This window comes from Maricaulis sp. W15 (assembly GCF_001924955.1).
Taxonomy (GTDB): domain Bacteria; phylum Pseudomonadota; class Alphaproteobacteria; order Caulobacterales; family Maricaulaceae; genus Maricaulis; species Maricaulis maris.
Window position 1 is genome coordinate 163,511 of sequence record NZ_LQXG01000020.1, and the last position, 23,345, is coordinate 186,855.

General features: G+C 59.3%; 20 protein-coding genes and 1 tRNA gene. 14 read left to right on the plus strand and 7 right to left on the minus strand.

Annotated elements, in window-relative coordinates; genetic code table 11:
• The first annotated feature begins 44 nt into the window (after positions 1 to 44).
• A complete protein-coding gene (locus tag AWH62_RS14980; protein ID WP_011644255.1) occupies positions 45 to 899 on the plus strand; it encodes a sterol desaturase family protein in 855 nt (284 codons plus the stop codon).
• On the opposite strand, the gene AWH62_RS14985 is transcribed toward AWH62_RS14980, so the two are convergent.
• Complete coding sequence (locus AWH62_RS14985) at positions 896 to 1,474, minus strand: AraC family transcriptional regulator (protein WP_233128349.1); 579 nt, start codon at positions 1,472 to 1,474, stop codon at positions 896 to 898. The two genes, AWH62_RS14980 and AWH62_RS14985, sit on opposite strands and share 4 nt — an antisense overlap.
• 556 nt (positions 1,475 to 2,030) lie before the next feature.
• Here AWH62_RS14985 and AWH62_RS14990 point away from each other — a divergent pair.
• The 3 genes from AWH62_RS14990 (at position 2,031) to AWH62_RS15000 (ending at position 3,802) form a co-directional block, all read left to right on the plus strand.
• Positions 2,031 to 2,261: a hypothetical protein gene (locus AWH62_RS14990; RefSeq protein WP_075191299.1), complete on the plus strand. Its 231-nt coding sequence runs from the start codon at positions 2,031 to 2,033 to the stop codon at positions 2,259 to 2,261.
• Positions 2,258 to 2,593, plus strand: a complete 336-nt coding sequence (locus tag AWH62_RS14995; RefSeq protein WP_075191300.1) for a hypothetical protein — start codon at positions 2,258 to 2,260, stop codon at positions 2,591 to 2,593. Before AWH62_RS14990 ends, AWH62_RS14995 begins: the two co-directional genes overlap by 4 nt.
• A 78-nt stretch (positions 2,594 to 2,671) precedes the next feature.
• The gene (locus AWH62_RS15000; RefSeq protein ID WP_075191301.1) at positions 2,672 to 3,802 is read left to right on the plus strand and encodes a Fic family protein; all 1,131 of its coding nucleotides are present in this window, start codon (positions 2,672 to 2,674) and stop codon (positions 3,800 to 3,802) included.
• 143 nt (positions 3,803 to 3,945) lie between these two features.
• Here the strand turns inward: AWH62_RS15000 and AWH62_RS15005 are convergent, their stop codons facing one another.
• From AWH62_RS15005 to AWH62_RS15025, 5 genes are all read right to left on the minus strand, one after another.
• The gene (locus tag AWH62_RS15005; protein WP_075191302.1) at positions 3,946 to 5,766 is read right to left on the minus strand and encodes a DUF2326 domain-containing protein; all 1,821 of its coding nucleotides are present in this window, start codon (positions 5,764 to 5,766) and stop codon (positions 3,946 to 3,948) included.
• Positions 5,741 to 6,100: an ABC-three component system middle component 8 gene (locus tag AWH62_RS17270; RefSeq protein WP_366933631.1), complete on the minus strand. Its 360-nt coding sequence runs from the start codon at positions 6,098 to 6,100 to the stop codon at positions 5,741 to 5,743. Before AWH62_RS17270 ends, AWH62_RS15005 begins: the two co-directional genes overlap by 26 nt.
• A complete protein-coding gene (locus AWH62_RS15015) occupies positions 5,994 to 6,956 on the minus strand; it encodes an ABC-three component system protein (RefSeq protein ID WP_143743091.1) in 963 nt (320 codons plus the stop codon). The genes AWH62_RS17270 and AWH62_RS15015 overlap by 107 nt, the downstream gene beginning before the upstream one ends.
• A gap of 734 nt (positions 6,957 to 7,690) precedes the next feature.
• A complete protein-coding gene (locus AWH62_RS15020; RefSeq protein WP_083635239.1) occupies positions 7,691 to 7,936 on the minus strand; it encodes a type II toxin-antitoxin system RelE/ParE family toxin in 246 nt (81 codons plus the stop codon).
• Positions 7,923 to 8,180 carry a type II toxin-antitoxin system ParD family antitoxin gene (locus AWH62_RS15025; RefSeq protein WP_075191305.1) on the minus strand — a complete coding sequence of 86 codons (258 nt, stop codon included), beginning with the start codon at positions 8,178 to 8,180 and terminating at the stop codon, positions 7,923 to 7,925. The genes AWH62_RS15020 and AWH62_RS15025 overlap by 14 nt, the downstream gene beginning before the upstream one ends.
• 247 nt (positions 8,181 to 8,427) lie before the next feature.
• Between AWH62_RS15025 and AWH62_RS15030 the strand changes: the two genes are divergently transcribed.
• From AWH62_RS15030 to AWH62_RS15065, 8 genes are all read left to right on the plus strand, one after another.
• Positions 8,428 to 9,318 carry a DUF417 family protein gene (locus tag AWH62_RS15030; protein WP_143743092.1) on the plus strand — a complete coding sequence of 297 codons (891 nt, stop codon included), beginning with the start codon at positions 8,428 to 8,430 and terminating at the stop codon, positions 9,316 to 9,318.
• 163 nt (positions 9,319 to 9,481) lie between these two features.
• A complete protein-coding gene (locus tag AWH62_RS15035; protein ID WP_075191307.1) occupies positions 9,482 to 11,275 on the plus strand; it encodes a long-chain-acyl-CoA synthetase in 1,794 nt (597 codons plus the stop codon).
• Positions 11,272 to 11,853 carry a DUF924 family protein gene (locus AWH62_RS15040; protein ID WP_075191308.1) on the plus strand — a complete coding sequence of 194 codons (582 nt, stop codon included), beginning with the start codon at positions 11,272 to 11,274 and terminating at the stop codon, positions 11,851 to 11,853. Before AWH62_RS15035 ends, AWH62_RS15040 begins: the two co-directional genes overlap by 4 nt.
• Positions 11,854 to 12,016: 163 nt before the next feature.
• Entirely contained in the window at positions 12,017 to 12,241 is a 225-nt protein-coding gene (locus AWH62_RS15045; RefSeq protein ID WP_075191309.1) for a hypothetical protein, read from the plus strand.
• 70 nt (positions 12,242 to 12,311) lie between these two features.
• Complete coding sequence (locus AWH62_RS15050) at positions 12,312 to 13,235, plus strand: alpha/beta hydrolase (RefSeq protein ID WP_075191310.1); 924 nt, start codon at positions 12,312 to 12,314, stop codon at positions 13,233 to 13,235.
• A gap of 37 nt (positions 13,236 to 13,272) precedes the next feature.
• The gene (locus AWH62_RS15055) at positions 13,273 to 14,709 is read left to right on the plus strand and encodes a protein adenylyltransferase SelO family protein (protein ID WP_075191311.1); all 1,437 of its coding nucleotides are present in this window, start codon (positions 13,273 to 13,275) and stop codon (positions 14,707 to 14,709) included.
• Positions 14,706 to 15,497, plus strand: a complete 792-nt coding sequence (gene pgeF / locus AWH62_RS15060) for a peptidoglycan editing factor PgeF (protein WP_075191312.1) — start codon at positions 14,706 to 14,708, stop codon at positions 15,495 to 15,497. Before AWH62_RS15055 ends, pgeF begins: the two co-directional genes overlap by 4 nt.
• Before the next feature lie 104 nt (positions 15,498 to 15,601).
• Positions 15,602 to 16,648 (plus strand): NAD(P)-dependent alcohol dehydrogenase, encoded by a 1,047-nt coding sequence (locus AWH62_RS15065; protein WP_075191313.1) that lies wholly within the window; start codon positions 15,602 to 15,604, stop codon positions 16,646 to 16,648.
• Positions 16,649 to 16,767: 119 nt separating this feature from the next.
• Here the strand turns inward: AWH62_RS15065 and AWH62_RS15070 are convergent.
• Positions 16,768 to 16,844 (minus strand) — tRNA-Arg (locus AWH62_RS15070).
• A gap of 209 nt (positions 16,845 to 17,053) precedes the next feature.
• Between AWH62_RS15070 and AWH62_RS15075 the strand changes: the two genes are divergently transcribed.
• Positions 17,054 to 19,894, plus strand: a complete 2,841-nt coding sequence (locus AWH62_RS15075) for a S8 family peptidase (protein WP_075191314.1) — start codon at positions 17,054 to 17,056, stop codon at positions 19,892 to 19,894.
• A gap of 161 nt (positions 19,895 to 20,055) precedes the next feature.
• Entirely contained in the window at positions 20,056 to 22,629 is a 2,574-nt protein-coding gene (locus tag AWH62_RS15080) for an EAL domain-containing protein (RefSeq protein WP_143743093.1), read from the plus strand.
• The last annotated feature ends 716 nt before the right edge of the window (positions 22,630 to 23,345 follow it).

Sequence of the window (23,345 nt, forward strand, 5' to 3'; positions counted from 1 at the left end):
CGCTCGCCATTATGTCGTTCGACAATCCTTGAACGGTGTATCAAATGAATGGAATTCGCTGGGTTTTGCGCTTGGGTTTTGTGCCTTTTGTTCTCTTGGGTGGCAACGCACTGGCTCTAACCCTTGTATCTATGGGGGCCCACCATGTCTGGCTCGCGGCCCTGATCGTCGGCGTGATCTTCGTCTCGTTTTTGGTCGAAAGACTCATCCCCTACAATCCAGATTGGAACCTCTCTCACCAAGACCGCTGGCGAGACCGACTACACTTTGTGGTCAATGAGGGCGCGAACTTCTTATCGATCTTGGGTTTGCCGTTTCTGGCCGCCCTGCTGCCGAATTTTGGGGTCTGGCCAAGTCACTGGCCGCTTTGGGGGCAGTTGTTGTTGGCGATAGGCATCGTTGATTTCGGGATTACGATGGCTCATTTCGCGAGTCATCGGATTAATTGGCTTTGGCGATTTCATGCGGTTCATCACAGCGTTAAACGCATGTATGGATTTAACGGTCTAATGAAACATCCGCTTCATCAATTGATAGAAGGCGTGTGTGGGGTGCTTCCTATAATTTTACTAGGTGTGCAGCAAGACGTAGCCTGGTTGCTAGTGGTCGCCATCGCGCTTCAGCTCCTGTTGCAGCACTCAAATGCGGACGTGCGTGTCGGACCGTTCAAGTACGTTCTTGCGCTGGCTCCGGCGCACCGTTTCCATCATCTCAATTCCGCCCGTGAAGGTGATGTCAACTTCGGCCTATTCACTATGGTATGGGACTGGTTGCTCGGCACAGCGTCCTTTGATCCCAACCGCACTTTCACATCGGACGATCTCGGCATTGAAGGCGAGCCAGACTACCCTACCGATTATTGGAGTCAGCTTATTCGACCATTTAAGTCGATGCGCTAGATACTAATTCGCGTTAGCGGAGCGATGCCTTTGCTTAAGCTCACGCCGAACATCGATTTCATCGTTCGAGCCAGATGAGCAGAATCTGAAAACCCTGCTGCATAAGCTGCACTAGTTAGGTCGCTTCCCGAAAGTATGACGCTCAACGCCCGTTGTAACCGAGACCAAAGCACCCACTGTCGAAATGGTAGTTTCATCTCGGCCCGGAACAACGCGGAAAATCGCGACGACGAGAGATTGATTTGCCTTGCGGCATCACGAGCTGAATAACCTGGTGCTAGCTCCTCCATTTCGTCGAGCTCCCGCAGGAGTTCTGCGATGCGCAAATCTTTGGGTTTTGCGGTGGCGGATCTGATATGCGAGATCCAGCTATCGACATTAGCGCACGCTAATGCATCGGCACCGTGGCTTTCTGCCAGGTGCTGGTATCGAAGGGGGTCGACGAATAGCACGTCCGTCACATGCGATGACGAGGTGACCTGGTGCGGTTCCATTGAGGAAATTATCGTCACCCTACCCTTGGAGGCGCTCTTCGTTCCAGCACTCTTGACCCGATCGTCTTTGGCCGAAAACATGATCTGCACGGCGTAGTGCTTATGGAAGGTCGCGTGTCCCGTCTGTCCCCGGAACAGGGCCCACCCTGGCTCGAGAACTACGCGTCCGGACCATGCCGGATCAGGTCTATCTTTTAGAGCCAACCCATTCCTCCAAGCATGGCAAATTTACAAACCAATTCGTTTCATATGCCAACGTAGGGTTTTCGCTAGTGCGAGCCTATCGCATTTTTGATGCTGTGCCCGATGTCGCAAGCGCACGAGTGTTTTGTCTCCCCTTCTGGTCGGGGCGACGATCTCTAGCGCAATTTTGCGGACCGGCTGGGACGTCTGTTTGTGGCATAAACGGGTGTCTCAAGCTGTGCGCGTTGCGATGGCGCTCCACGGTTCTTGGCGTCCCTCATCCGTTCGTCGTCCAAGAAACGCAAATCTAGGTGCGTGGGGTTTGCTCCGCTAAGCCCCGGCTAACGCCGCCTACGGTTACAGGGCAGCAAAGCTCCCTCCCATCGACCTTTGGTGATCCGCGATTGGAACACGACGGACGTGTTTCAGCCCAAAAACCAAAGGAGACACAACCATGACAAACTTCGCTCAACCCGCTCTTCGCGCCTTCGCTGTTCGCGATGGCGATGAAGCCACCGGCCGGAAATCATTCTGGCGTGAGATCGGGGCAGCCTGGACCACTAAGGGTGGCCACATTCGCCTCAAGCTGGACGCATTGCCACCGGACGGCGTCGTGATGCTCTTGGATGACGCAAGAAGCGCCGAGAAGCCATCTCGCAAATCAAACAAGAAGGCCGCGTCATGAGCGCGGCCCTCTCATATGCGGACAAGCGGACCGCATTCGAAATCGCGACCAGCGCGCTTTTGCGCTGGTACGGTGACGAACTCGTCAATGGAGCAACCGATGACCAACTTCATGCGTTTCTTGAAAAGGTTCTTGGCATCGCAGGCGGTTCCTGTGGACCTGGTCGGATGTCCGTATCCTATCGAGGGTCTGGCTTGCGCATCTGGGCTGATTGGGACCATCCAAATGAAGTTCGAGACAAGCCCATTTTCTCGGGCTCTCAAACCATCTCGATGGCGCGAGAAGTGTACGGAATCCCTGACCCGAGCGCCCAACAGCTTGCTTTGATTTAGCGCTGTGAGCCGATTAGAAGCTCTAATCGGCTCATAATTAGTTTGTTTTGTGAGCCGATTAAGTGGTACAATCGGCTCATGAAGTACAATTGGCAGCAAAAAGATTGGCCTGAATTCCGCTTTGAAGTCGCGGAAATACAGGGGCTTTTATACGAATTCGCCGAGAAAGCGGGGCGTGTAAGTGGTGCCCTTAGCGGTCTGCCAGACAGCATGCAAATCGAAACCATCATCGAGCTGATGGTGGCCGAGGCTGTGAAGACCTCCGAAATCGAAGGTGAGTTCATCAGCAGAGAGGACGTTCGCTCTTCTCTGATGAAGCATCTCGGTGTTGGTCCCGAACCCGAAGAAGTCAGTGATGAGCGCGCCAAAGGCGTGGCGCAGCTGATGCTTCGTGTTCGCAACGAGTATGCCGCCCCTCTCACCGATCAAATGCTCTTTGATTGGCACCAGCTTCTCTTAGGCGGCGTTGCCGACCCTGAAAAGCTGAGCGTTGGGCAATGGCGATCCAGCGATGAGCCCATGCAAGTCGTGTCTGGTGCCTACGGCAAATGGAAGGTTCATTATGAAGCGCCACCATCAGATCGCGTCCCTGACGAGATGGCGGGCTACATAAATTGGTTCAATGACAGTGCGCCAGATGGGTCAGCGGCCATGCAGCCGGCACCGGTTCGCTCCGCGATAGCGCACGTCTACTTCGAAAGCGTCCACCCGTTCGAAGACGGTAATGGTCGTGTCGGACGGGCACTTTCTGAGAAGGTGTTGTCCCAAGGGCTCGGGCGCCCGGTTGTGCTCAGCTTGTCTGAGGCAATCGAGCGAAAGCGTAATGATTATTACGATGCGTTGAAGCGCGCGCAGCGCTCCAATGATGTCACCGAATGGGTGCATTACTTCGTCAGCACCATTGTGGAAGCCCAAGACAGGGCGGATGAGCAAGTGAGCTTCATCCTCGCAAAGGCGCGGTTCTTCGATCGCCATGGTGACGCGTTATCAGAGCGTCAAAACAAGGTCGTTGTGAAGATGCTGGAAGCTGGGCCTGACGGGTTCCAGGGCGGCATGAATGCGCGCAAATACATGTCCATGGCCAAGGTGTCGAAAGCGACGGCCACAAGGGATCTGCAGCATCTTGCCGAGATAGGTGCGCTGCTACCTGTCGGTGCCGGTCGAAGTGCCCGGTACGAGATCAATCTAGCTAATGAACAGCTAGCCTGACCTAAGAAGCCTAACGGTCAGCATAGCGTCGCTCTTGCTCGGTCAACCCCGCTTCGGGGGTATGACGATCGCTGCGAGGCGGTGCTGGTTGGATGCGTGTCGGCTCCGAGGGAATGCCGGGTGTCTCACCAAGGGAATGGTGATTAGAACGGAGGCATCTTGAATAAGAGGCCATCGTTACCGCTGTCATTTAGCCGCAAGATGATCTCCTCGTCGGTGAACGCTACTTTATTATCGTCATCATCACGAGGGAGGTCGGAATCGATTACGCTGAAAATGTATTGAACTTTGCCATCCTTGATGAACTCTCGAATAAGCGAAAGAACTGCCATCTTCTTTCTATTATCAAGACCTTCGAGTAGGCCATCATGGTACACGCAATGGAAAAATGGTTCGTTCTCTAGCACCTTCAGAACGGCCAAATCGAACAGCGCACAAATAAGTTGGCTGTAGGTCTTTCCGTCGGCTTGACTTGTATCGTTGCCAAGACGGTCAGTCGTCTTGATGCCGAAATCGAAATTTCCTTCTCCGTTTTGACGAATGACAAACTCGCCGTTGATGCCCAACACGCGGCGAACATAGCGATTAAACAAAACAACTACTTGATTTTTCCGAGAATTTTCTTGGCGTAGACTGACTTCCATCCTCTGAACCAAGGCATCACGCTGTCGCTTGAGTTCCCTTCGCTCTGCTTCTATCTCCGAAAGTTCGTCAAGACGCTTGAGCTGCCCTTCCAAAATAGCGAGTTCCGCCCGTTGCTTCGCCAGTTGCTTTTGAAGCGCTTTGTACTTTTTGAAGGAATCTGCAGTCTTAATTATGGAGTAATACTCTTGTCGTCGCTCATTTAGCTCGTCTTGCTTGGCCTCTGTGTTGCTACGAAGCTCAATAAGTTCACGCTTACGTTTCTTAAGCGCAGCATCGCGGTCCCGGGTCAGCTTTTTGTTAAACTCGACCAGTTCCTCGTAGTCACGAGTAAGCCCGTTTGGCAGATGCACTTCGGCTTCAGAAAAAATTTCTTGCACCCTATTTAGGTCAAATCGTAGCCCGGTCGAAAGTGAGTGATCGATTTGCTCGATGTCGGTGGTAATTGCATAGAGGTTGCGGCCGACTTCTTGGATATCTCGTTCTACCGCATCGACTAGCTCGCGATTGATACGGCGCTCTTCTCCTTTGAAGTCAAAATCATCCAATTGAGTTTCGACTTCAGATAACTCGTCCCGTTTGATTTCGATCTGAGTTGAGAGCGCGTTCCGATCGCTGTGCTCGTCGAGGATCTCGGCCTTCTTTCGTTTCCACTTTTGGTCTGCATCGTCGAGATCTTGGTCGATTTCATACTTGAGTTGCGCGGCTTCGTGGTCGAGTTCGAAGATGCGAGCCAAATATGGCTTCCAATCTCTGTGTTTTCCTTGAACAAATTTTTGGATCTGGAAGACGTCCAAATAATCATTTTGCGTCCGCAGAAAGTAGGAAACTCCGGTTCGATACCCCCAGGGAGCAACGATTTGGAGATTTAGATAAGAGTCGAGGAGCTTGATGGCAGCTTCGAGGCTTACGTCGTCATGGTCCCATTCGTCATCGGCGAGGTCGGTAAAGTCTTCCCCTCGTTCAATATGGCGCTTTATGGATATGCGGGTATTGGATTCCACCGATCGCTTGATTGTCACGAAGCCCCCATCGTGGAGAGCGAGCTCAACGAAGAAGACGAATTCAACAAAGCGGTCGCGACGCTTTTCCAGTATGTGCGACGTGCTGGTTATTGATTTGAGTAGGCAGAACTCAAGTAGATGAATGAGGGTTGTTTTCCCCAGATTGTGGGAGTCTTTACCTTTTTCTTTTGGATTTTGAACGTCTGCTAGAACCAAATTCAATACGTTTGCAGCATCGGCACAATTGAAATCTATCGGTTCAAAAACAGTCGGTTTGTTCGAATAGAGGCGACTAAATTGCATCGGCATCGCCTCCATGATCCGCGTACTCGAACGAATCCGTTTTGAGGTGATAATCTAAGCGACCAACCAAGTACAAAAAGCTGAGCGCTGGTATTAGCACGATGTCATTATCGTCTTTGACGCGCCGTTTGATGAGTTTCCGAACAGCTTCGAACGAGAGAACGCGTCGCCGCTTAAGCTCGGAAAGTATGATACTCGAGACCCAAAGTACGGAGCGATCAAGGTCGAGGTGTTTGGTTGGACTAAGCATGCTGACCGATATCGCAGTCATGATACATATAGTGAAGGAAAACTCGCACGAACCGCTTTCTGGTGCGCAGTGCGTCATTGGCGTTCGTGACCAAGTCATGAATGTAAGTCAGGACCTTGTCGAATGAATCGAATTGGTCACGAAACACTAGAATTTTCTGCTTAAGATCGTCCGCTGCGTCGTGGTAGATCGACTTGACCTCGGCGTTTCTCGGATCCTGGAGAAACGTTTGAATGTCAGCGAAATGGGGTAGCGATGATTCTCGCATATAGGTTGCGTAATCGGCGCTGACGCCGTTGATCTTATTCTTCTCTGCTTGCTTTAGATACGTGAAGTTTCGAGCACTATCGAATTGATCGCCTCCGTTCTCAACGGCATCGCGGAATGACGACACAAGGTCATTGAGATCGGTTGGGTCCACGCGAAATGGTCGACTAGTTTCCGGAAATCCGAGATTTGACCAAATGGTCGGGTTGGATTGCAGGTGGCGATTCAGCTCCTCGATTCCAAAAATTCCAACGCTCTTGACGCCAGCAGCAATTATTCGATCGATGACAAGTTGGGTCGAATTCGCAGGTTTCTTCCGGTTGGTGAAAAGGAGGTAGTGATCGAGCTCGCCGTTTTCGACGAGGGTTTCGATCTTGGGAATCTCTTTGTCGACGACCTTCTTAAAGTCGCTGTCGCTGACCGACGCTGCGGGATTGGAGGTCCATTTCGCTTGAATTATGAAGTGGCCTGACGCTGGCTCCGTGGCGCTTGGCCATTCGTTAGCCTTTCCGGTGAACTTTCCGTCTCGTCCACCATCAGGGCCGGCAGAAAATGAAATTGTTCCAAGGCCGAGCAGCTGCGTACATATGCTGTTCGAGAGTTCCTCAAACTCGGCATCATTCAGGTCTTCATAGCGGTATGGTCGGATCAGCATGCTACCATTGGGTGTAATTTCTTGTTGATCCATTTAAACGAAATTTGGGATTTTTCGCAACTCCCTTATCAAATTGAATCTATTTCGGAATTGGAACTGGCGATCGACGGTTAAGTGTCGCGTTTCGAGCTATCTCCAAAATCGGTACCGTATATGTGCAACCGCTATCTGGGTCCCGACTTGCGGTACGCGATTTGGGGTGCACACGTAGCCCTGTGCGAGGCTCTTGGATTAACTGAATTTTGCCGCAAAGTTTCACATAAACTTACACACAGCAAGTTCGCGAAAAAAATAATCAAATAAAATCAAGTATTTGTAACCAAAAAATTATAAACAAAATACATTCAAAATCCGTTTTCTTCGGAAGTGCCCGTTCGAGTCGGGCCAGGGGCACCACTTTTTCACTGCTTCCGTTGCGCTCGAACCCGTGCCCGGGCCCACCCTTGTGTGTCAGGGTTCGTGCTCACATGAAGCGCGCTCAAGGCTGGGGTGTTCGCGACCAGTCGATCTGCCAGCACCATTTTTATCTCACGGCAATTCGCTGCGCTCACGCCTCCGATGGGGCAGGCTGACCGCCCGGCGCGCGGTCGCGCTTGCGGCCCTGTTGGGCCGGGGTGGGTCCATCAGCCCGCACCATTCTTCATTTGTTTCCGCTCTGCGCAAATCCGTGTCCGGCCCGGAGCCGGAGGTGCTGGCCTCAATTTGCGACCAAAAATCCGCCTAGAAATGGCGGGCCGGATCCTGTCGTCCGCCCAGAACGCGGATAATCAGCACATCGCCTGTATCGAGGCGCGTGTAATAGATGGATGGCGGGTGTGCTCGTAACGCCGCAGACCGGGGGCGATATGGGTGTAGTCATTGCCCCATCCGGGGTTGTCCGCCAGCAGATCAAAACGCGCAAAAAGCTCGTCGATATAGGTGCTGGCAGTGGCCAACCCGAAATTCAGGATGGAATATTCGTAGATCGCATCAATGTCGGCATCGGCCTTTGCCGAAAGCCTATAGGCGGCCATCGGCTTTCAACCGGTCTTCAACGCGCTTCTTGATGTCGGCAGCGCTGGCATTGCTCATTCCGCTTTCCAGCCCTTCGGCAATCAAGCCGCGGAGCTGTTCTTCGCCCGCATGGCGTTCCTGATCGCGGCGGATCAGATCGCGCATATATTCGCTGTCATTGACATAGAGACCGGATTCGATGCGCGCCTTGATCCAGCTTTCCATCGCATCGGGGATGGTGATCGTTTTTCGCATCATGGTCATGGGGCATCTCCTTCCCTCAAAATACCATATGCCGAAAGTATGATGCAAATCATATGATGGTCGTATCGTTACGCCGAAAGACGACTAGCGTATCGTGGGGCCGGTTCCGCGAAGCCAGTCTGGTTCACGACACACATTGCGGCGATGACGACGTGACCGCATCGTCATCAAGCCCTTGAAATCGGCTCTCGTCAGTCGCTTCGCCCGGTGCTAGCCTCGCGGCTCGAGCCTGGACGGAGGCCTGATCTTGTTGTCGCCTGGAAACGCGTTGTTGTTTGCCCGCCTGGCCTTGGCGGTGATGTTCCTGTGGTTCGGGGTGATGAATTTCACCGCTGTCGGCACGGGTATTACCGGCAGCTGGATCGAGGGCCATGCCTTCCTGTCCGGCCTGGCAGGCCAGGCGAGTTCGGCGGCCAAGACGCTGGGGCTTTACCAGATCATCGCCGGCGTCCTGGTCGGCGCGCCGATCCCGTCCGGCAGCTTCCGCCGCATCGGCTTCGCCATGACCGGGCTGTACGCCTTCATTGCGCTGACGGTCATGCTCACCAATCCGGTCTGGATCGAGGCCGCCGGCGGTTTCCCGGCCATCGGTTCCGGCCAGGGCATCCTGAAATACGTCGCCATTCTCGGCCTGTCCCTGTGGGGCGGGAGTTTTGCCAATACCCGCATGTTTGCCCAACGTCACACCGACATGCGGATGTGGAGCCAGCCAGTGATGTGGCTCGGTCTTGTCCTGGTGCTCGGCTGGATCGGCGGCATGAAATTCACCGCCGTCGAGGCCGCCGGGATCGAGCCGCTGGTGCAGACCAGTCCGGCCTTTGCCTGGCTTTTGGGTCTGATGCCGCTGCAGACCGTGTCCAACCTGATCGGCATGATCGAACTGATCACCGTGGTCGCCCTGATCGGCTATTGGTTCAACAACACGCTCTTTCGCATGGGCCTGTATCTGGCGATCACGACCTTCATCCTTACGCTGAGCTTCCTGCTGACCTTCCCGGCAAGTTGGGCGAATGATCTGGGCGGTTTCCCGGCGCTGGCCGCGACGGGGCATTTCCTCCTGAAGGACTTGCCTCTGCTGGCCGTTTGCCTGGCGCTTCTATCGGAAACCGGGCGAGACGGCACGATGCGCCGACGCTAGACTGGAGACGGCACCCGCCCGTCGGTCATTCGCTTGACGCGGCAAATCCCGGTAATCTTCTGAAACATGCGATCACACTTGCCGCGTGAGCGCCTGCCCTTGCTTGACCGGGCAGGGACGACCCATATCGTCACGCGCAACAATAATACGGGAGGTCGATCGAATGGGCATGCTGGGCGCGATTGCGCGTGAGTTCAACTATGTGACGAGCATGCTGTCGGTGCTGCGCAAGGTGGCCAAGGTCGGATCCGGATCCGGCCTGCGCGTGCCGGACCATATCGAAGCGACCGTCGACCGTTTTCCGGATCGTCCGATGGCGATCCTCGACGACGGTGAAATCAGCTATCGCCAGTTTGACGCCCTTGCCAACCGGGTCGCCCGCTGGGCGCTGGCCCGCGGTCTGAAACCGGGCGATGCGGTGTCGCTGTTCATGACCAATCGCTGGGAGTACATCGCGGTCTGGTTCGGCCTGTCCAAGGTTGGCGTGGTGACCGCGCTGATCAACAGCCAGCTGACCGGCGCTTCGCTGGCGCATTGCCTGACCATCGGCGAGGGCAAGCATGCCATTGTCGAGTCGAGCCTGGCCGATGCCTACAGCGCAGCGAAGGCGTGCGGGATCGACGATGTCACGGCCTGGTCGTTTGACGGCGCGATGGACGGCGCGGAGGGTCTCGATGCCGCCCTGGATGCCGAGGACGACACGCGTCTGGATCCATCGGTCCGTGCCGATGTGAAGCCGGAAGCACCGGTGCTGAAAATGTTCACCAGCGGCACGACCGGCCTGCCCAAGGCGGCGCTGATGACGCATGTGCGGGCGCTCTACTATCTCAACATCTTCGCCATCATCGCCAAGGCCAAGCCGGACGACCGGATGATGATGGTGCTGCCGCTTTATCATGCGACCGGCGGGCTGTGCGGCGTCGGCTGTGCCCTGTCCTTCGGCGGCGCGCTGATCATCCGGCCGCGGTTTTCCGCCTCGGCCTTCTGGCCCGATGTGCAGCGCTTTCGCGCCACGCTCTTCATGTATGTTGGCGAGTTGTGCCGTTTTCTCGTCAATTCGCCGGAAGTGCCCGAGGAGCACGGCCATACGCTTCGCTGTGCCATCGGTAACGGCATGCGCCGCGATGTCTGGGACGCCTTCCAGGCCCGTTTCGCGCTCAAGGACATTGTCGAATTCTATGGCTCGACCGAGGGCAATGTCGGCCTGGTGAATGCCTATAACCAGCCCGGAGCCGTCGGCCGTGTGCCGAATTATCTCAAGCACCGGTTCAATATCGACCTGGTCAAGTTCGACCTCGATGCGGAAATGCCGCTGCGTGACACCAATGGTCGCTGCATTCCCTGTGAACCCGGCGAGGTCGGCGAGGCCATCGGCCGGATTGATCCGGATGATGCCCGCTTCCGTTTCGATGGTTATGGCTCGAAGGAAGACACCGAGAAGAAGGTGCTGCGCGACGTCTATGAGGAAGGCGATGCCTGGTTCCGGACCGGTGATCTCATGTCCCGCGACGCGCTCGGCTATTATTATTTCATCGACCGGGTCGGGGACACTTTCCGCTGGAAGTCCGAGAATGTTGCCACCGGCGAGGTCGCCGAGGCCTTCGCCTTTGACGGCATCGAACAGGCCAATGTGTTCGGGGTCGAAGTGACAGGCCATTCCGGACGGGCCGGCATGGCGGCGCTGGTGACCGAGCCGGGCAAGCTCGACCTCGACGCCCTGCACGCCCATGTCCACGCAGCGCTGCCCAGCTATGCGCGCCCGCTCTTCCTGCGCCTGCAGCAGCAGACCGACACCACAGGCACATTCAAATTCCGCAAGGTCGATCTCGTCAAGGAAGGCTTCGACCCGTCCCGGGTCGCTGACCCGGTCCTGCTCGACCATCCCGGTGAAGGGCGTTATGTGCCTATGACCAAGGAGCTTTTTGCGGCCATTGAGTCCGGGGAATTGCGGGTATGAGTATCGCCGATCCGACCGCCGATGATGTCCTCGACTTCTGGTTCGAGACCGCCGGGCCGAAGCGCTGGTACGCCGCGACGCCGGCTTTTGATGCCCGGGTGCGGCGCCGGTTTGCCGCTTCGGTTGAACGCAATGCGCAGATCTGGTGGGAGCGCGGCCATCCCTGGGAGGATACGGCGCTGGGCACCTTTGCCCTGATCATCCAGTTCGACCAGCTCACCCGCAATATCTGGCGCGGTTCGGGCCACGCCTTTGCCCATGACGAGATCGCCCGCCATCTGGCTGGCCAGATGATCGAGCAGGGCTATGACTGGGTGATCCCCGATGAGCGCCGGGCCTTCGTCTACATGCCCTACATGCATTCGGAAAATCTCGACGACCAGGATCTCTGCGTCGAACTGGCGACGGAGCGCCTGTCGGGAACCGGCACGCGCGATCACGCGATCAAGCATCGCGAGGTGATCCGGCAATTTGGCCGTTTCCCCTATCGCAATGAGGCGCTGGGGCGGATCTCGACCGCGGCCGAGACCGCCTATCTCGACGGCGGCGGTTATGCGCCCGGCCGCAAGCGCTCCTGAGGCCGACCCGGACAGAACGACTCGGCAATTTCGACCGCAGGGCAGGGCGCGCCGGTCTGTGGAAAACTCAACCCGTTGAATAATTGAGATAAAATTCGGCGCGAGGCTGGCCTGCCGCTTGCTCTTGAAGAGGGCAAGACATCCATCCGGCAGGAGCCCCCGAATGACCGTGCATGTGCAAATCACCGCCCAAGACATCCACCAGATCGCCTGGACCATGGTCGATCTGCACGGCGCGCAGGCGATCGGCTATGCCGACGAGGCGGTGACGGATCTTGATGGTCAGGGCCTGCCGGAAAGCGCCGATGCCTGGCGCGCCCTGCGCTCGGTGATGGAAGATGCGCTGGCCGGTCGTCTCGATCGTGAAGCCGGTGTGACGCTTCACTGACACCCGCGTTTGCGGCGGTTGATCGAATTGTCGCGTTTGCCGTTGCCCGCACCCGTGCTAACCGGATGTCATGGATGCGCCCGCTTGGCCTGAGGCCCTCACCAAATTCGGTCTGCAAGACCCGCTCGAACCAGCCCGGGCGGCGCCGCGCATGCGCGAGGCATTGCGCAATGCGGCGCCGCACATGGATGTGCGCGCGCCTGATCTGGCGGAGGTGCGGGATCTGGCGGTGCCGGGCGGTACAGGTGAGATCGCGGCCCGGCTCTACCGTCCCAACGGAGCCGACGCGCCGGGTCCATGCACGTTTTTCACCCATGGCGGCGGCTATGTGATCGGCGATCTGGAGACCCATGACAGCCTGTGCCGGCGGTTGGCGGCGAAGTCCGGCATGCGGGTGCTGGCCATCGACTATCGCTTGGCGCCGGAACATCCCTGGCCTGCCGGGGTCGAGGATGCGCTGGCGGCCTTTGACTGGCTGGTCGGTCCGGGGGCTGCCGAGGTTGGCGCCTTGCCGGACCGGATCGCGGTCGCCGGCGACTCGGCCGGTGGCGGGCTGGCCGCCATCCTGGCCCAGACGCGGCGCAAGCAGATCTGTTTCCAGCTGCTCATCTATCCGCTCCTGCAGCTGGTTGAGCGCCGCAAGCCCAAGCCGAAATGGCTGGAAGGGCATCTCCTCTCCAGCTTTACCCTGGACCAGGTCGTGCGGGCTTATCTGACCGATCCGGCGCAGGCCGTCGAATTGAGCGTTTCGCCCCTGCTCAACCCCGACCTGGCCGGTCTGCCGCCGGCCCATATCATCGCCGCCGAACTCGACCCGCTGCTGGATGAAGGGCAAGCGTATCGCGACCTGTTGTTGGCGGCGGGAAATACGGTCAGCTATGCCCTCGGCAAGGCGCTTCCGCATGGCTATTTCAATCTCACGGCTGTCCTGCCCGGTGCCAAGGCGATCGTGGACGAGACCGCCCTCATTCTTGGCGACGGGCTGCGGCGCTGAGTTTGCAATTCACCGCGCGCGGGCTTAGCTCCGCTGCATGAGCTTTCCCCCTGCCTATCGCCCCGACCCCGTCTTCGCCCGCCTTGGCGACGATTTCTCCGATCCGGTGGACCCGGCCAACTTCCCGGCCGCCGAATTGCGTTTCTGGAATGATCGTTGGGACGCGGCGATCGGACTGGACGGGCTCGACCGGTCGGCCCGCGAGGCGCATTTCCAGCGTTTCGACGCCTTGCCTGACAACCAGTCCCGGCCGCGCGCCATGCGCTATCATGGTCACCAGTTTCGCACCTATAATCCCGATCTCGGCGATGGTCGCGGCTTCCTGTTTGCGCAATTGCGCGATGATCAGGGACGGCTGCTCGATCTTGCGACCAAGGGCTCCGGACAGACACCCTGGTCGCGTGGCGGCGATGGACGGCTGACCCTCAAGGGCGCGGTCCGCGAAGTGCTGGCGGCAGAAATGCTCGAGGCCCAGGGTGTGTACACGTCCAAGGCGTTTTGCGTGTTCGAGACCGGCGAGCAATTGGCGCGCAATGACGAACCTTCGCCGACCCGCTCCGCTGTCCTGACCCGGCTCGGCCACTCCCATTTGCGTTTCGGGACCTTCCAGCGTCATGCCTTTGAAGGCGCGACGGACCGGATCGACACGCTGGTGGGTCATGCCATCGAGCATTATTTCCCGCAGCTCGCCGCGGCACCCGATGCACCGGCAGCCCTGCTGGCCGCCGTCGTGGAGCAAAGTGCCCGGCTGGCGGCGAGCTGGATGGCGGCCGGTTTTGTGCACGGTGTGCTCAATACCGATAATCTCAACCTGACCGGCGAGAGTTTTGACTACGGCCCGTGGCGCTTCCTGCCGCATTACGAGCCGGGCTTTACCGCCGCCTATTTCGACCATCAGGGTCTGTATTGTTTCGCCCGCCAGCCCGAGGCGGTGTTCTGGGCGCTGCAGCAATTGGCCACGGCCCTCGGCGTGACCGGCGACAGGTCGACGCTGGAAGCGGCGCTCAACACATTCCCGGAACTTTACCGCACGGCGCTGCTCGACGCCTTCCTCGCCCGTTTCGGTCTCGCGTCGGCGGGTGAGGCCGCGGATGAGGTCTTGGTGCGCAGCTTCCTGGCCTTCATGGAGGCCAGCAAACTGCCCTGGGAGGCGCCCTTCCATGACTGGTTCTGCGGTGAGGCGTCGGCGGCGCGGGCGATGGCCGGGCCACGGGCGTCGTCCTACGCGGGCGAGGCCTTTGACGCTTGGCGGGCGGCGCTGTCGGCGCATGCGCCGGTACGGTCCGAACGCCTTGATCATGACCTGTTCGGGCGGGCTGAACCGGTCAGCCTGGTCATCGACAAGGTTGAGGCCTGTTGGGACCGGATCGCTGACGGAGACGACTGGTCCGGTTTCAATGATCTGATCGCCGATATTCGCGATGCCGGAAAGGGCTTTGATCTTGGCCGCGACCGTCTAGGATTTCGCCCATGACACTTGACCTTGTCCGTTCGGACCTGCTCGACCGACCCGGTATTGTGCATGCGTTTACCACCCGCACTGGCGGCGTGAGTGAGGGACCCTATGCCTCGCTTAACCTGACCCGCTCGCGCGGTGACGAGGCGGCGCACGTGTCCGAGAACCGGGACCGGGTGCGCGCGGAACTCGGGCTGGATGCGCTGGTCTTTGCGACCCAGGTGCACGGCCGCGCGGTGATCCGGGTCGACGGGCCGCCCAAGGGCGACCAGCCAGCCGGCGAGGGCGATGCGCTGATGACCGACCGGCCCGGCCTGGGGCTGGCCTGCCAGACCGCCGACTGCACCCCCATCCTGCTGTTCGACCCGGACAAGCGGGCCATTGCCGCCATCCATTCCGGCTGGCGCGGCACGGTGCAGAATATCGTCGCGGCGACGGTCGAGGCGATGGGCGAGGCTTACGGCACCCGACCGGGGCAATTGCTGGCCGCCATCGGGCCGTCGATCTCGGCGGTCAATTATCGTGTCGGCCCGGAAGTCGTGGCGCAATTCGAGGCCGCATTCGAGGTCACGGGCGGTATTGTGTCGCCGAAGGACCCGGAAGGCGGGGCCCATCTGGATGTTGGCGAGGCCTGTCGGCGGCAGCTGATCCTGGCCGGCCTGCCGGAAACCGCGGTCTGGCGCTCACGCGCCTGCACCTATGCCGAGGCGGGGCGTCTCTTCTCTGCCCGCCGCTCGCACCATCAGGGCCAGAGCGGCCTGTTTGGCGGCCAGGCCGGCATCATTGCCCTGACAGCTGACGACTGACGACTGGCGGCTGTTGACGGGCCAGGGTTGGCCGGTCGTCTGCCCTTGGCTTTCGCGCAGGCTGGCCTACACTCCATACCGAAGCATCGAAACGGAGCCGACCCATGCCGCAATCCCTTGGCTATGCTGCCCAGTCATCAGACGCCGACCTGGCCCCGATCAGCTTTGATCGACGCGAGCCCGGCCCGGACGAGGTGCTGATCGAGATCACCCATTGCGGGGTCTGCCATTCCGATCTCCACCAGGCGCGTAATGACTGGAAAAACACGATGTATCCCTGTGTTCCCGGTCACGAGATTGTCGGCACGGTGGCCGCGGTCGGCGGTGCGGTGAGCAAGGTCAAGCCGGGTGATACGGTCGGTGTCGGCTGTCTGGTCGACAGTTGCGGCGAATGTGGCCACTGCCATGAGGGGCTGGAGCAGTATTGCGATACCGGCGCGACGGGCACCTATAATGGACGCCTGCCTGATGGCAGCCATACCTATGGCGGTTATTCGCAGCGGGTGACGGTCAAGGAGGGGTTCGTCCTGCGCATTCCCGATGCGCTCGACCGGGCCGGCGCGGCGCCGCTCCTGTGTGCCGGCATCACCACCTATTCACCCTTGCGCCACTGGAAGGTCGGCCCGGGCCAGCGCGTTGGCGTGGTCGGACTTGGCGGTCTCGGACACATGGCGGTCAAGCTGGCCAAGGCGATGGGCGCTGAAGTCGTGCTCTTCACCACCTCACCGGGCAAGGTCGAGGACGCCAAGCGGCTCGGCGCCTCGAAAGTGGTGATCTCCAGTGATCGGGGCCAGATGAAGGCCGAGCGTTTCACGCTCGATTTCATTCTCGATACGGTTGCCGCCTCGCATGACCTCAATCCCTATCTCGATTGTTTGAAGGTCAATGGCGCGCTGGTCCTGGTCGGCGTGCCGGAGGAAGCCCATCCATCCCCGTCGGTCGGGCGATTGCTGGCCAAGCGCCGTTCGATCGCCGGCTCGGCAATCGGCGGCATCGCCGAGACCCAGGAAATGCTCGATTTCTGCGCCGAGCACGGCATCCATTCGGATATCGAGATGATCGCCATGTCCGAGATCAACATCGCCTATGAGCGCATGCTCAAGAGCGATGTGAAATACCGCTTCGTCATCGACATGGCGACGCTGGGCTAGGCAAGGCAATCCAGTCTGATCTCGCGGACCCGTCGGGTCCGCCAGCGCGACCGCGCGTCGGGCCTGATGGCCCGCCCGTCGGAGGCGTCCGCTAAGCGGACAGCCGCGAGACAGAAAAGTGGTGACCCCGGCGCGATTCGAACGCACGACCTACGGATTAGGAATCCGTTGCTCTATCCTGCTGAGCTACGGGGCCGACCTGGACGCCTAACTGGAATAGTTGAATTCCCGACGCAAGCGCGAAATTCCGTCCGTCGACGGCTTGCGGACATTGCGCGGTCCCCCCTGTCGGAAACCCATTCTTAACCAGTGGCCCAATTAAGCCTTTGTTTACAACGTCTGTTAGGGGGGGCGAAATGCAAGAGGGCGATATTGGTCGCATGTAAATGGGCTGGGAGGGTCCTCATGCGCCAGTATTTGAAATCCGGAGCTGCAGCGATTGCGCTCATGTCCCTGACCGGGGCCATGATGCCTGCACACGCGCAGGAGTCCGGTGATGACGCGAATGGCGACGGGCTGAATTTCCTTCATCCATATCGTGGCGACATCAACCCCTTCTACGGTGATATCAACCCCTTCCAGGGCGACATCAATCCGTTCCGCGGCGACATTAATCCCTTCTATGGAGACATCTCTCCCTTCTGGGGCGACATCAATCCCTTCTGGGGGGATATCAATCCCTTCTACAGCGACGATAGCAATGCCTTCTGGGGCGATGACAGTCCCTATGGTAGCGACATCAGCCCCTTCTGGGAGGAGATCGGCCCGATCTGGGGTGATCTTAACTCCGAGTGGAATGAGGCCGCCGCCGGGGGCGGTGACTTTGTCACGATCGCAGAGGGAATGAATGCGGTCATTGATCGGGCTGAAAGCGTGTTCGGGGCCGCCATTCAAGAGCAAACCGGCCAGAATATGGATGAGGCCTTCCTCGGTGACCTGATGGCGCGCTTCGGTATCGATCCTGACGATCCGGACAGCCTGGCTTCGGTCAGCGTCGGCCAGCGCTCGGAATTCTTCCTGACCTTCTATGACAGCCTGATGGGTTTCACCGGTGTCGACCATGTCGATCACTGGATGCCGGCCATCAATTGGTCGCCGGCCATGGCGGCCAGTTATGAATGGGGTTGGGCGCCGCTGGTCGGGGTGCTCGACTTCAGCGTCAATTCTGTCGATTACCGCAGCTTCCGCGGCCAGCGCGGCGAGCGTGACTATCTCGGTGTCAATCACGGCAATGCCGTTGCCAGCCTGATCGGTGCGCCGGTCGATGGTGCCGGTGTCATGGGTGTTGCGCCGCATGCCGCGATGCATTTCTACAACCCGTTCGATGAGTCGCACACGGCCAGCTGGGCTGATGTTGCCGCCGGGGTTGAGTCTCTGGCCAAAGGCCGCACATCTGTCATCAACATGTCGCTGGGCGTGCGGGGTTGGACCCTGCATCAGAACTGGGCCGACGTCTTCCGCCAGAATCGGGTGGAGCGCTATGCCGACGGTGTCACTTTCGTGATCGCTGCCGGGAATGGCGGTCGTGCGCAGACGGTTGATCTGGACTGGACCGGCGTTTCGGTGCTCGACAATCTGATATTGGTTGGATCGGTTGATCCGATGGGCAATATCTCGTCCTTCTCCAATACGCCGGGCGAAGCCTGCCTGCTGACAAATGGTGTTTGCGAGACCGGCTCCCGCCTGATGGACCGTTTCCTGGTTGCCCCGGGTGAACTCATCCTCGTCGATGACGGGGAAGGCGGGGTGACCCGCGTGTCGGGCACCTCCTTTGCGGCACCGCTGGTGTCCGGAGCGGCGGCCCTGGTCAAGGGCTGGTGGTTCTGGCTCGATGGCAGCGAAGTGGCCGATGTCCTGCTGTTGTCGGCCCGCGATCTCGGCGAGCCCGGTGTGGACGCCGTCTACGGTCACGGCATGCTGGATGTCGCCGGTGCCATGTCACCACTTGATTCCGACAATCTGTATGGGCTGGATCGCCGCAATAATCCGGTTGAAGCTGCGGAACTGATCATCACCGGCGGCCGCCTCTCGCTGCGCTATTCGAACAGACGATATGTCACGGTGTTCGAGGATATCGGTGACAGCTTCCGGGATTTCTCGATCGCGGTGGACGATTTGATCGTTGGCAGCTCGCTGGCGGATTCGGTCGCCAATGCCTATGCCGAACAATATATCTATGAGCGCACCAGCGCGTCGCTGAACGGGACCCGCTTCTCGGATATCAACAGCGCGTCGCGGGTCCTGTCCCAGCGCGGCAATCTGACGGTGACGGCCACGGCCTCCACCCTGGATCCGTCCAATGTCGGCTATGCCCGTGATCTTGGCTTCCATGCCGGGGTCGAGCTGACCGATACGGAAAGCGGCCGGTCGATGAAATTCGGGGTCGGTGAGGGCGCCCTGGCGCTGTCCAGCCAGACCGGTTTCAATCTCTTCTCGGACCATCGTCCGGAAAGCGGTGGGGTGAACCCGGTCCTCGGCTTTGCCTCCGGCGGTGCCTATGCGGCGAGCACGTTCGATATGGACGGCGAGCTGCAAGTCTCCTTCGGTGTCACCACGACCCATGAGCAAGCCCTCTATGTGATGCCGGGTACTGGCGAGGAGCGCGCCCTGTTTGACAGTGTTGCGCCTTACCAGGCCTTCGCCGCCAATATCGATCTCAGCTATCCGCTGAGCGATCTTGTCACGGTCAATGGCTCGCTGACCCAGCTGCACGAGGCGACCGGCCTGCTCGGTGCCCAGGGCGGCAGCATGCTGGCCCTTGAGGGCGGTGCGGACACGACCGGCCTGACCTTTGGTCTCGACGCTCAGCCGTCCGCGCGGATATCCCTGAGTGCTTCGATGACCATGGCCCAGACGCGGACCACGGCCTTTGATGGCGGCCTGCTCGACATTGCCGAGCGTATCGCCAGCACCGCGGCCCAGGTCTCGGTCGGCTATCAGGCCCTGTTCTCGAATAATGACGGTGTCCGCTTCAGCATGGTTCAGCCGCTCCATATCGAAAGCGGAGCCCTGGGCTATACCGGCATGGCTGTCACCGATCGCGAGACCGGTGAGCTGGGTGTGCAGAGCGATACCTGGGAGCTGGGCGGCCGACGCCCGGTCTATGCCGAGGTCATCTACGCAACGCAGCTGGGGTCGTCGGACCGTCGTCTGAGCGTCTTCAGTCGCCAGCAATTGTCCGGCGATGCGCAGGCCTCGGAATTCTCCGCCGCGACCAGCGGTGTACGCTTCGAAATGCGCTTCTGATCCACACGGCAGCGCGTTGAAAGAGGGCCGTCGGCGAAAGTTGGCGGCCCTTTTATTTGTCCTGCCGGGCGCGCCGACGATCGCCATTAGGCATTCCTTTAACGGGGACTGGTAGAGTCCGGCATCAAAGTCGTCCAAAGCGATGCGTTCGGAGAGAGTTTGTGCGTTTGCCTGCAAGTCCACTGGCGATAGTTGCGGTCGTCCTGAGCCTGGTTCTGGCTCTGGTGCCATCCGCTGTGCGCGCACAAGACGCTGAACGATTGCAGACGGTCTCAGAAGCGGTCGACGCGGCGCGTTCCGTCATGATGGCCGATCCGACGGCCGCCCTTTCCCTGGCCGAGCGTGCGGAAGTATTGGCTGATCGGCTCACAAACAGTGAGCGTGATGAAGCGTTGGCAACGGCCGAATGGCTACAGTCCGAAGCGTTGACCCGCATGGGGCGCGCCGAGGATGCACACCCGCACGCCCTTGAGGCGCTAGGCCGGTTGGGCGAGGCTCCGGCCGAGACAAAGCTGCTGGCTGACATCTTCACCTCGCTCGGGCGGATCGAGAAAGTGCTTGGCGAACATGGTGAAGCGCTGGAGCACTATCAGAGCGCATACGAGATTTATCGCGATCTGGGGGAAAGTCGCAGCGAGGCGATCGGGCTCCAGTCGATGGCCTCCATCTATTCCGACGCCCGGCAATATGAGCGCGCCGTTGAGTATTTCAGGAATGCGCTCGACCGCTATCAGGACCCGGCGCTTGACCTTGCGGCCCACAATAATCTGGCAAACGCCCTGACCCAGCTCGGGCGCTATGATGAGGCGGCTGCCTCCTATGCGCAGGCGAGGACGCTCGCAAACGCCATGGACAGTGCAATCCTTGAAGCACGCGTGCTCAACAACCTGGCCAATTTGCAGCTCGAGCTGGCGGATTATGACGGGGCAGACGCGTCGATTGATGCGGCGTTCAGCATGGTCGCCGATGACGGCACGTTTGAATGGGTCCGGTTCTTCTGGGGTGTTCGCGCCCAGATCGCCTATGGCCGCGGTGACCCTCAAGGCGCTGTCAGATTCCTTGGCGTCGCTTTCCGCGATGTCGAGATCGCGACGACATCGCAGAACTTCATGGAATTGCACGGGAGTGCAGCAGAGATTTATGCCGCCCACGGCGACTGGGGCTTGGCCTACGACCATTTGCAGGCGTTCAAACGCCTGACCGACGAGCGGGCGGCTTTCGCAAGCTCGGCCAATAGCGCTTTGGTGGGGGCCCAATTCGACTTCACCGAGCAGGAGCTCGAGATCCAGCAATTGCGGGCGGAAGGTCTTGAGCAGGCGCTCGAACTGGCCCGGGCGCGCCAGGCCCGCAACATGATGATAGCCTCGGGCATCGGTGTGCTCTGTCTCTTCATTGCCGGCATTGTGTTTGCGAGAAGTCGCGTCGCGCGTGCGAAGGCGCGGGCATTGTCAGACAGCCTCTACACCGACGCCAGCACGGGGCTGCCCACCCATGCGGCCATGCTGCGCGACCTGACGGAGGTCACGGCCAAGACGGCCAAGACGGGCAAGGTGCCGGTTGTCATCGCGGTCCAGATCAAGCGCCGCAAGCATTTGTCCGGCGCGCTCGGTTACCGCGTCTATTCGCGTTTCGAGCAGGCCGTTGCGGACCGCCTGGCCGGTGGCAATTATCCGGTGACGGTCTACCGGCTCCTGCCGGGATTGTTCGGATTGCTGCAGCCCTCCGCGGACACACGCGAGGCCTGTGCCGTGGCCCGGGATGTGACAGGCTTGTTCGAAACCGCCGTCCAGGTCGACGATCTCAATATCGATGTCGGCATCATTTGCGGCCTGGCGCAGGGCGATGATGCAGAGACCGCCATTCGCCAGGCTCATCTGGCGATTGATCAGGCGCGCAGCCTCAATCAGTCGCATGCCGAATTTGATCCGGACCTGTACGGCAATCCCGCGGCGAACCTGTCATTGATGAGCGAAATGATGCGGGCCACGGAAAAGGGCGAGATGGCGCTCTACTACCAGCCCAAGCTCAATGTGCGGACCGGCCGGTTCGAGTCCGTGGAAGCGCTCAGCCGCTGGTTTCATCCCGAGCGCGGTTTCATCCCGCCCGATCAATTCATCCCGCAGGCCGAGGAAACCGGCCATATCCGGCCCTTCACCGAATGGGTTCTCCGCCAGAGCGTTGAGGACCAGAAGCGCTTGTTGGCCGATGGCAAGCCGATGAGCATAGCCATCAACATTTCCGGCGCGCTGGTGGGCGATGCCGATTTTGCGCGCAAGGCCCGGGCGATGATTGTCGGGGCGCGTGGTCCGATCACGCTCGAGATCACCGAAACTGCGGTGATGACCAATCCGGACAAGGCGATCGAGCACCTCAAGGCGTGGCGCGATGCCGGCGCGCGCATCTCGATTGACGATTATGGGACCGGCCAGTCCTCACTGGCCTATCTGCAGATGATTCCCAGCGACGAGCTGAAGCTCGATCGGCAATTCGTCTCCAATCTGAACGCGAATGCGCGCGGTCGCATGCTGATCAAGTCAACCATCGATCTGGCCCACAATCTGGGTCTGGAAGTCGTGGCCGAAGGCGTCGAGACGGAGACGGACCTTGCCGCGCTCAAACTGCTCGGCAGTGACTGGATCCAGGGCTATTACCTGTCCAAGCCGGTACCGATCGCCGAACTCGAAACCTTTCTTGCAGCTCCGGACCAGGAAGTTCTGCGCGCACGCTCGCTTTGACGGCAGGCCCGTGTGACCCACCCGGTGGCGGTCCTGGGCTGGTAGCTTTCGAACAGTCTTGTCACCCAAGAGGCGTTCCAAACATGTCGATCTGCCCCGCTTTCATGGCCCGAAGCGTTCTGGAACATATAGGGTCGCCTATCGGGCGAGGCGTGCTGTAGCGACTGAACAACAGGTCCGCGCGTGGCTCGACACCTATGACCCGAACATTCGGCAAGAGGGCATGCATGACGGGCAGGGGCCGATCAAAAGATGGGCAATTGGGCGCGAGGTTGATCTGAATTCCCACTGCCGTAGCCAACTGGCCTCAAGTTCGGGACGGGCGCTGTTTGTTGTGGAACCAGTCAAAGAATATTCGCCACGCCCAATAATATGACAGCAGGCGTCTGATCCATTTTGATTACCTTGTTTAGGGAGTTAGGTGTAATTATGGCCAATCATCGTAACGGGGCCGGTATTCTCTGCCAGATTCGGCTTTGTGCGTATGAGAAATCACCAAGCGCAGTAGCTACGGAGATCGCGCCCAAATGGCCGAGCGATACGTGCAATGGGCAGCGCCCCCCAAGATCGCGGCTCGCCTCGTCGTCACAACGTCCTAGACTTTGTGAGCGCCGGTTCAGCGTCCCTCAGGCCAAACCCGACCTTCCGGCCAAACCCGACCCTCTGGCCAAACCCGACCCTCTGGCCAAACCCGACCTTCCGGCCACATGTAGACC